The organism is Nocardiopsis sp. NPDC055824, assembly GCF_053616335.1.
The window spans coordinates 1-7,628 of sequence record NZ_JBSHDN010000263.1 but is presented as its reverse complement, the minus strand read 5'-3'; the positions used below and the strand labels follow the sequence as shown (position 1 = coordinate 7,628).

The following is a 7,628-nucleotide window of genomic DNA, read 5'->3' as shown; positions in this document are numbered from 1 at the left end:
CACGGGAAGGGAGAGGGAGGCGCCGGGACCTGCTAGCCGCCGCTGTAGGAGTTGTACCTCTCGGCGCGCTCCTGGCCGGACATCGCCTGGATGGCGTCCATGACCTGGTCGGCGATCACCCTGCGGGCCTTGCCCGGAGCGAGGTGGTCGTAGCCGGAGGAGAAGTCCAGGGGTTCGCCGAAGCGGATGGTGAAGGGGCGCGGACGCGGCATGGACGCCCCCACCGGCTGCACGTCCTGGGTGCCCGACAGCGCCACCGGTACGACGGGGGCCTTGGACTCCATCGCCAGGTGCCCCACACCGGTCCGGCCCCGGTAGAGGCGCCCGTCGCGCGAGCGGGACCCCTCGGGGTAGATCACGCACGCCTCGCCCTCGCGCAGGCGGTCCAGCATCAGCTCCAGCGACATCATGGCGCCGCGGGCGTCGGAGCGCTTCACCGGCATGGCGCCCAGCGAGGAGAACACGGCCTTGGTCAGGCGGCCCTTGACGCCGGAGCCCTCGAAGTAGTCCGACTTGGCGAGGAAGCGCACCGGGCGCTGTGTGACCGACAGCGGGATGATGATGCTGTCCACGAACGACAGGTGGTTGCTGGCGAGCAGGACCGCGCCGGTGGCGGGGACGTTCTCACGGCCCAGGATGGTCGGGCGGCACAGGGTGCGCGCGAGTACCGACGCAGACTGCCTGAACGCACCATAGAGCACGTGGTCTCCCTCACGAGATTGGTCGGATGCCGGATCCAATGTAAGGGCGACCGGTCGGTAACATCGGCACCGGGTCACCCGGGTGCCCCAGGTCACCGCTTCGCGCGGCGGAGCCCGGGGACGGAGCGGCTCCGCTGCCCCGGCCCGTCAGCCGACGCGCCTCCAGTCCGCGTTGGCGCCGCACACGACCAGGCAGGGGCGCTCCCCGGGGACCCGTCCGGCGAGCCAGGCGGCGAAGGGCACCGCCGCCGCCGGTTCGGTGGCGATCCGGAACTCCTGCCACAGGCGGTCCTGCGCCTCGACGATCTCGGCGTCGTCCACGAGCGCCGGGGTCACCGGGTGGGCGCGCAGTACCTCGAACGGCACGCGGCCGAGGACGGACGCGCCCAGGGCGGAGGCGGCCACCGAGTCCACCGGGGTCTGCACCGGCCGGCCCGCCGCCAGTGCGGCGTGCAGGCTCTGGCAGCCCTCGGGCTCCACGCCCACGACCTGGCGTCCGCCCGCTCCCAGACGCACGCCGGCGGCGAGCCCGCCCCCGCCGACCGCGACCGCGATCGTGTCGCACTCGGGCGCGTCCGTGGCGATCTCCAGACCGATCGTGCCCTGGCCCGCGACGACCAGGGCGTCGTCGAAGGCGTGGAGGTAGCGCACACCCTCCGCCTCCGCGCGGGCCCTGGCGGCCTCGGCGGCCACGGCGTAGTGCTCGCCCAGCCGGACGATCTCGGCCCCGGTGGCGGCCAGCGGCGCCGCCTTGGCCTCGGGGACGGTCTCGGGCACGTACACCGTGGCGTGCACGCCCAGCAGCCGCGCGGCGGTCGCCACGCCCAGCCCGTGGTTGCCGCCGGAGGCGGTGATGACGCGCTCGGCCGGCTCCCCGCCGAGCAGCGCGTTGAGGGCCCCGCGCAGCTTGAACGCGCCCGTGAGCTGGAGGTGCTCCAGCTTCAGGGACAGCGGACGGCCGTCCACCTCGGTGTGCAGCACGGGGGTCCGTCGGGCGTAGGGCGCGATGCGCTCCGCCGCCGCGCGGACGTCGGTGGCCGTGGGCGTGCGCGCGGCGTGCGCGGTCGTGGGGCTCATGGCTCCACTCTGCCGCTACTGACGATTAACTTAAAGTTGGGTCTGCTAAAGATCAGTAAGCAGAACTTTGTGCCGGATGTTGTTTGGGAGAGGGTCGCCGTGCTGGACGCCAACCGGCTCCGCGTGCTCGTGGAGATCGCGCACGCGGGATCCATCGCCGCCGCGGCCGAGCGACTGTCGTTCACCCCGCCCGCCCTCTCCCAGCAGCTCACCAAGCTGGAGCGCGAGGTCGGATGCGCACTGGTCGAGCGCGGACGCACGGGGGCCACCCTCACCGAGGCGGGGCGGGTGCTGCTCGCCCACGGGGAACGCGTCCTGGGCGAGCTGCGCGACGCCGAGACCGCCGTCCGCGCGTTCGCGGGGGTGGTCCCCGACCGCCTGTCCCTGGGGGCCTTCGCCAGCGCAGGCAAGGTCCTGCTGCCCGCCACCCTCGCCGCCTTCGGCCGCGAGCACCCGCACGTGCGGCTGTCCCTGTCCGACATCGAGCCGCCCGGAGGGTACGGCCTGGTCGCCTCCGGCGAGCTGGACCTGCTCGTCACGCACCGCTACCCGGGCGTGCCCCTGCCGCGGGCCGGCGGCCTGCACCGCGAACGCGTCCTCGTCGACCCGCTGCTCGCGGTCGCCCCCACCGGGCACCCCCTCGGCGACCACGACCTGGGGCTGGCGGACCTGGCCGACGAGGAGTGGATCTGCGGGGCGCCCGGGATCCACAACCGCGTCAGCCTGGACACCGCGGCGGCCGCGGCCGGGGTCCGCCTGACCGTGGCCTACGAGACCCGCGACTACGAGGTCGCCCTCGCGCTCATCGAGGCCGGGGTCGGTGTGGCGCTCGTGCCGAGCAGCATCCTGGGCGCCGCGCGCCCGGGGCTCCGGGTGAGCCGCCCCCTGCGCGACGCCCGCCTGGCCAGGGAGATCTACGCCGTCCACCGGCGGCGGCCGACCGGGCCCGTCCACGCCATGGTCACGATGCTGCGCGAGGTGGCGGACCGTGCCCTGGGGGCGACACCGGAACTCCCCTGAGGCGGGGACGGCCGTCGGCGCGCATGCGGGTGCGCGTGCGGAGCTCGCCCCCGCCCGGCCGAGCGCCTGGCCCGTCGGCGCGCACGCGTGCGTGCGAGGTCCCGCACGACGAGTGCCGCCGGCCGGGAGAGGTCCAGGGTCACCCGTGCGGCCCCGCGCCCCGCTCCCCGGGGACCGGGTCCTCCTCCGCGCACACGGATGCCGGGGCCCGCGCCCCGTCCGCGGACGTGCGGGGCGGCCGGAGCCCGGTGCCGGGGCGGGGGTCACAGCGGCGGCGCCCCGGGCGGCAGGGGGGCGTTCCACCGGTACCGCAGCGCGAGGATCCGCACGGTGAAGCAGACCAGGGCGCCGACGACCGCGACCAGGCCCGTGCCGAACCCGGCCACGTTCGCGAGCACGACGAACGCGGCGCCGAGCATCGCCGGGATGGCGTACAGGTGCGAGTTGGCGCTGAGCACGGTCGGTACGCGGTTGAGCAGCACGTCGCGGACGGTGCCGCCGCCGACCCCGGTGATCGCGCCCAGCAGGACCGCCTGGAGCGGACCGAACCCCATCTCCTGCGCCTTGGTCGCGCCGATCACCGCGAACAGGCTCAGGCCGGCCGCGTCGAACAGCAGGATCGGCCTGGACAGGTGCGTCAGCTGGCGGCTGAGGAAGAAGGCCAGCGTGCCGCCGACGAGCGCGGTCGTGATGTAGCGCCAGTCCTGGAAGGTCGCCGGGGTCACCCCCAGCAGGACGTCGCGGATGACGCCGCCGCCGATGGCGGTGACCAGGCCGAGGGACAGCACACCGACGATGTCCACCCGGGCGGTGCGGATGGCCGTCAGGGCCCCGTCGACGGCGAACGCCAGGATGCCGACGAGGTCGAGGACGAGGAGGAGGTTCTGCGTGGACATGGGGATGCGCCGGGGAGGCGGTTCCTTCCGGATCGGACCGGGTGACGACCTGCAATTCCATCACGCCCCGGCCCGCGCACGGCCCGTTCCGGGGGTGACGCGCCGCACGCGGGCGCTCCGCCGGACCGCGCTCCCCGTGCGCGTCCGCGGCCGTCCGCCGTACGCGTGCGGGCCGCTTCCGCGCCTCCCGCGCGGTTCCGGAGGCGCGAACCCGTGGAATAGCCGCGTGTCGGACCTTCCCCCCACCCCGGGCAGGGGCCACCATCGTGGTTGACCCACCGGGCTGCGGGCGGAACGAGGCACATGGAACACCTGGACGCGATCATCATCGGCATGGGACCGGGCGGCGAGACGGTCGCGAGCCGTCTGCTCGAGGCGGGCAGGCGGGTCGCCGTCATCGAGCGCGAACTCGTCGGCGGCGAGTGCGGCTACTACGCCTGCATCCCCACCAAGGTGCTGCTGCGGCCCCCGGAGGTTCGCGCGGAGGCCGCCGGCGCGGCGGGCGTCTCCCGGCCGGACCTCGACTGGCCCCGGCTGCGCGAGTACCGCGATCAGATGATCCGCCACCTCGACGACTCCGCACAGGTCCAGGGGTACCGGGACCAGGGCGCGCTGGTGTTCAAGGGCGAGGGGCGCGTGATCGGCCGCGACCCCTGGCGCGTGGCGGTGGGGGACACCGAGCTCACCGCCGACCACGTGGTCGTCGCCACCGGGTCCTCGGCCGTGCGCCCGCCGATCGACGGCCTCGACGCCCTGGACCGGTCCATGGTGTGGACCAACCGGGAGGCCACCACCCTCACGGAGATCCCCCGCAGCGCCCTCGTGGTCGGCGGCAGCGCCGTCGGCGTCGAACTGGGGCAGTTCCTGTCCCGGATGGGCGCCGCGGTGACGGTCGTCCAGCGCGGGCCCCGCCTGGTGGACCGCGAGGAACCGCGGCTGTGCGAGCTGATCGGCGACCAGTTCGCCCGCGACGGCATCTCCGTGCACCTGGGGACCCAGGTCGCCTCGGTGTCCAGGGACGGCGACGGCGTGCTCGCCACCCTCGACAACGGCGAGCGCGTCCGCGCCGACGTGGTGGTGCTCGCCACCGGTCGCCGGCCCCGGACCGACGGCCTCGGGCTGGAGGAGGCCGGCGTGCGGACGGACCGGAGCGGCCTGCCGGTGGACGAGCGCTGCCGGGCGGAGCCGGGCCTGTGGGGCATCGGCGACGCGACCGGGGTGTCGATGTTCACGCACGTGGCCAAGTACCAGGGGCGCGTCGTCGCCGACAACATCCTGGGCAGGGAGCGCACCGCCGACTACACGGCGGTCCCCCGCGTGATCTTCTCCGAGCCCGAGATCGCGGCGGTGGGGCTCACCGCCCGGCAGGCGGTGGAGCGCGGGATCGACGCGGTCACCGCCGAGGCCGACCTGCCCGAGACCCTGGCCCGGCCCTGGACCTACGGGACCGACCCGCGCGGCACGCTCGGGCTGGTCGCCGACCGCGGGCGCGGGGTCCTGGTCGGCGCGTGGGCGTTCGGGCCGATGGCGTCGGAGTGGATCCACACCGCCGCGCTGGCGATCCGGGCAGGGATCCCGGTGGCGACCCTGCTCGACTCCGTCCCCCAGTTCCCGACCTTCAACGAGGCCTACCTGATCGCGCTGGAGAAGCTGGAGGCGTAGCGGCCGGACCGGGACCGCGGCGTCAGCCGGAGGAGGCCAGGGTGGCCTCCTCCTCGGCCTCCACGCTGCGGTTCCACTCGGCCTTGGAGGCCTGCCAGCCGTCCTCGTCGCGGCCCAGGCGCCAGTAGCCGGAGATGGACAGGCTCTCCTTGGCCAGCCCGTACTCGACGCGCAGGAGGCGGCGCAGGTCGCGGACGAACCCCGCCTCGCCGTGCACGAACGCGTGCACGGCGCCCTCGGGGAGGTCGAGCGCGCGCACGGCCGGGACCAGGAGGGACCCGACGGGCCGGTCTCCGCGGTGCAGCCAGTGCACGTGGACGTCGTCGTGGGCGTCGAGCTTGTGCTCCTCCTCGGGCCCCTGGACCTCGACGAACACGTGCGCGGTGCGGCCGACCGGAAGCCGCTCCACGGAGGCGGCGATGGCGGGAAGGGCGCTCTCGTCCCCGGCCAGCAGGTGCCAGTCGGCGCCGGGGTCGGGGGAGTAGCCGCCGCCCGGCCCCAGCATGCACAGCCGGTCGCCGTGCGAGGCGCCCGCCGCCCAGGCACCGGCCAGGCCGGAGCTGCCGTGGTGGACGAAGTCGATGGTCAGCCGGCGGGAGTCGGGGTCCCAGGCGCGCACGGTGTAGGTGCGGGTGACCGGCCACTCCTCGCGGGGGCGCTCGGCACGGATCCGGTCCACGTCGAGGGGTTCCGGGTCGCCCGGGGCGGGCGGCGGGAACAGGAGCTTGACGTAGCTGTCGGTGTGGCCCCCGGTCGCGAACGAGGAGAGTCCGTCACCGCCGAACACGACCCGGACCATGTGCGGCGTCAGCTGCTCGACCGACTCCACCCGTCCCGTGTGGACGGTCCTCTTCGGACGTTCCCGCCGCTCTGCCATGGTGTCCCCGTTCTCGCGTCGTGGGTTAGGTAAGCCTAACCACCTCACACGGTAGGGCACCCTGCGCCAACAGGGCAAACCGCCGCGAACCACAGGGCCGGTCCGGGGCCGGGCCGGAGTCTCACGGACGTTCCCGCGCGGGGGCCCGGGGACGCGTGAACGCCCCGTCACGCGTCCCCCGGCACCGCCCGCGCGGGCCCGAGGGCCGGCCCCTACGCCGCGTCGGTGCGGTCCCTGCCGCGGTCGGCGCCCCCGTCCGGGGCGGGCCGGGTGAACGCCCCGTGCAGCTCGCGGTCCCCGTCCGCCGCACCGGCCCGCAGGGCGGCCAACCAGGCCGCTCCGCCCTCCGTGCACCCGGCCGCGACGACCTCCGACCCGGCGGTGCCCATCGTCAGCTTGCGGGTGAGCGCCGACCGCACCGGTTCCGAATGCGCGAGCACGCCGCCCGCCAGCACCACGGGCAGGCACTCGCCGGGGTTGCGCACCTGGTGCACCGAGTGCGCCAGGTGTCCGGCGGCGGCGTCCACGATCACCTCGGCCGCAGGGTCGCCCAGCGCGTACGCCTCGCTGACCAGCGGCGCGAGTGCGGCGAGTGCGATCGGGGGCGCGGCGGTCAGGGTCCGGGCGAAGTTCCTGGCGTGCTCCTGGGGTATGTGGGACTCCCCGTCCACCGGCCTCTGGCCGGGGATGACGCGTTTGGCCACCGCCCGGGCCAGCGGGCTGAGGCCGCCGCCCCGGGACAGCTGACGCGCCGTCTCCTTGGCCGCGTGGTGCCCGATCCAGAACGCCGAGCCGTCGTCGCCGATCAGCCACCCCATGCCGTCCGCGGACCGGGTCCGCCGGCGGTCGTCGATCCGGGTGGCGATCGCCCCGGTCCCGGCGATCAGCACCGTGCCGTGCGCGGACGGGGTCCCGGCGGCGAAGGCCACCTCGTCGTCCCCGGTGAAGACACCCCGGCCGACGGCCGGCCCGGCCTCGTGCAGGGCGCGCTCCATCCGCGCGCGCACGCCCGGGTCGCGGAGCGCGGAGACTCCGGCCAGGCCCACCACCACCGCGGCCACCGCGTCGCGCGCCCCCCGCCCGGCCTGGTCCAGGGCCCCCGCGACCGCCTCGGCGAGCCGGTCGGCGGCCGCGTCGGCGCCGTGCGCGTTGGGGTTGGCCCCCCCGGACCGGGCCCGGCCCAGGCGCTCGCCGGACAGGGTGGCGACCAGTGCGCGGGTGGCGGTGCCGCCCGCGTCCACCCCCACCACGAGTCTGCGCCGACCGTCGCGGGGCGGGTGGTCGGACGGGGTCCTGAGGGGAGGGGTCGTACGTTTCACACGGTAGGAGTGCCCCCTGGGGCGGCGGGTTACTCCTCGGTCCCGCGCCTGTGGACGACGGCCGCGGGACGGAGGT

7 protein-coding genes are annotated in these 7,628 nt (G+C 75.4%); 2 read left to right on the top strand and 5 right to left on the bottom strand.

Annotated features, from left to right (window positions below; all coding sequences use genetic code 11):
- Nucleotides 1-32: 32 nt before the first annotated feature.
- A complete protein-coding gene (locus ACWGL3_RS29575) occupies nucleotides 33-701 on the bottom strand; it encodes a lysophospholipid acyltransferase family protein (RefSeq protein ID WP_267944588.1) in 669 nt (222 codons plus the stop codon).
- A 147-nt stretch (nucleotides 702-848) separates the two neighbouring features.
- A complete protein-coding gene (locus tag ACWGL3_RS29570; protein ID WP_267944587.1) occupies nucleotides 849-1,778 on the bottom strand; it encodes a threonine/serine dehydratase in 930 nt (309 codons plus the stop codon).
- Nucleotides 1,779-1,877: 99 nt separating this feature from the next.
- Between ACWGL3_RS29570 and ACWGL3_RS29565 the strand changes: the two genes are divergently transcribed.
- Entirely contained in the window at nucleotides 1,878-2,798 is a 921-nt protein-coding gene (locus ACWGL3_RS29565) for a LysR substrate-binding domain-containing protein (RefSeq protein WP_267944586.1), read from the top strand.
- Between the two features lie 263 nt (nucleotides 2,799-3,061).
- Here the strand turns inward: ACWGL3_RS29565 and ACWGL3_RS29560 are convergent, their stop codons facing one another.
- A complete protein-coding gene (locus ACWGL3_RS29560; protein ID WP_267944585.1) occupies nucleotides 3,062-3,694 on the bottom strand; it encodes a trimeric intracellular cation channel family protein in 633 nt (210 codons plus the stop codon).
- Between the two features lie 303 nt (nucleotides 3,695-3,997).
- Here ACWGL3_RS29560 and ACWGL3_RS29555 point away from each other — a divergent pair, with 303 nt between their 5' ends.
- Nucleotides 3,998-5,356, top strand: coding sequence for a dihydrolipoyl dehydrogenase family protein (locus tag ACWGL3_RS29555; protein ID WP_452462047.1), 1,359 nt, complete (start codon nucleotides 3,998-4,000; stop codon nucleotides 5,354-5,356).
- Nucleotides 5,357-5,378: 22 nt separating this feature from the next.
- Here ACWGL3_RS29555 and ACWGL3_RS29550 read toward each other — a convergent pair whose 3' ends face one another.
- Both ACWGL3_RS29550 and ACWGL3_RS29545 read right to left on the bottom strand, forming a co-directional pair.
- Nucleotides 5,379-6,233, bottom strand: coding sequence for a siderophore-interacting protein (locus ACWGL3_RS29550; RefSeq protein WP_267944583.1), 855 nt, complete (start codon nucleotides 6,231-6,233; stop codon nucleotides 5,379-5,381).
- A gap of 212 nt (nucleotides 6,234-6,445) precedes the next feature.
- Entirely contained in the window at nucleotides 6,446-7,474 is a 1,029-nt protein-coding gene (locus tag ACWGL3_RS29545; protein ID WP_267950403.1) for an N-acetylglucosamine kinase, read from the bottom strand.
- Nucleotides 7,475-7,628 lie beyond the last annotated feature (154 nt).